The 1,534-nt window shown below is 30.6% G+C and carries 1 protein-coding gene; it reads left to right on the forward strand.

The genetic code is table 11. The features are described 5' to 3' along the window. Window positions 1-341: 341 nt before the first annotated feature. Window positions 342-1,289, forward strand: coding sequence for an L-lactate dehydrogenase (locus CLOBL_RS27170; protein WP_009172973.1), 948 nt, complete (start codon window positions 342-344; stop codon window positions 1,287-1,289). Window positions 1,290-1,534: the final 245 nt, after the last annotated feature.

Consider the following 1,534-nt stretch of genomic DNA (forward strand, 5'->3'; position numbering starts at 1 on the left):
AGCACCTGACTCTTAATCAGGGTGTCCAGGGTTCGAATCCCTGATGACGCACCATAAAAAGATTGCTAAATTTTTTAGCAATCTTTTTTTGCCTTTTTATACATTATTACCTAAATGCAAAATTTAATAATATATTTTAGGCAATTGTATATAATAATCGCAATTAATTTATTAATTAAGCAAATTTATTAAGAAAAAATTGGATTTATAATTATAATATATAGTTGAAATATCTTTATTTGTCATGCATAATACTCCTGCAATGTATTATGGCAAAAAGCAAATACGTATGGATTAATAGCTAATATAGCTTAAATAATAATAAAAAGGATGGGGTTAAAATGGGGCTAAAAAAAAGTAAAGTTGCAATTATAGGAACAGGATTAGTTGGTTCAAGTACAGCATTTAGTTTAATGACACAAGGCGTTTGTGATGAAATATTAATGATTGACATAAATGAAGAAAAAGCGCTTGGAGAAGTAATGGATTTGAATCATTGTATTGAATACTTAAATAGAAATACGAAAGTTGTAAGAGGAGATTATTCGCAATGTGGAGATGTTGATATTGTTGTTATAACAGCAGGTGCACCTCCTAAACCAGGCCAAACTAGATTAGATACATTAGAATTGTCAGCTAAAATAGTAAAATCTATTGTAGATCCAATAATGAAAAGTGGATTTAAAGGTCATTTTATTGTTATTTCGAATCCTGTAGATATGATAGCATATCATGTCTATAAGATATCTGGATTACCAAAAAGTCATGTTATGGGAACAGGAACTTCAGTTGACTCAGCTAGATTAAAAAATTTTATTGGAGATTTATTAAATGTGGATCCGCGTAGTGTACAGGGATATTCAATGGGGGAACATGGAGATTCGCAAATGGTACCGTGGTCTCATGTAACTGTTGGTGGTAAATCATTTTATGAAATATTAAGAGATAACAAAGATAGAGTTGGAGATGTAGATTTAGATAGATTGGTTTTAGAAACAGCTAAAGCAGGTTGGGAAGTGTATAATAGAAAAGGAACAACGTATTATGGGATAGCTACTGCTGCGGTAGGAATAATTAAGGCGATTATAAATGATGAGAATAAGATAATGCCAATTTCTACGCTATTAGAAGGCGAATATGGTGAAAATGATGTATTCTGCGGAGTGCCTGCTGTTTTAAATGCAGATGGAGTTAAGGAAGTTGTAGAAATACACATGACAGGTGAAGAACTAGATAAATTTAAGAAGTCAGTAGATTTAATAAAAGAATACTCTAAAAAAATAAATTAAGAATTTATTTAATATAAGTGTTGACACAATAACTAATACTATGTATAATAATATCTTGTTGAGACAATTATTCGACATAACAATACAGAATAGCTAAAGTTTTGATATGGTTTTATGTATGTAAGTATAGTCTCACTTGAATGAGTATAAATCGCTAAAGTGATTTAATGAGTTCGTTCAATCAAATCAAAGATTTGGAATGAACTAGCATCTCGTGATGATGGCATAGAGGTAACACTCCTTCC

The sequence above is a fragment of the Clostridium sp. BL-8 genome (assembly GCF_002006495.1).
GTDB lineage: Bacteria > Bacillota > Clostridia > Clostridiales > Clostridiaceae > Clostridium.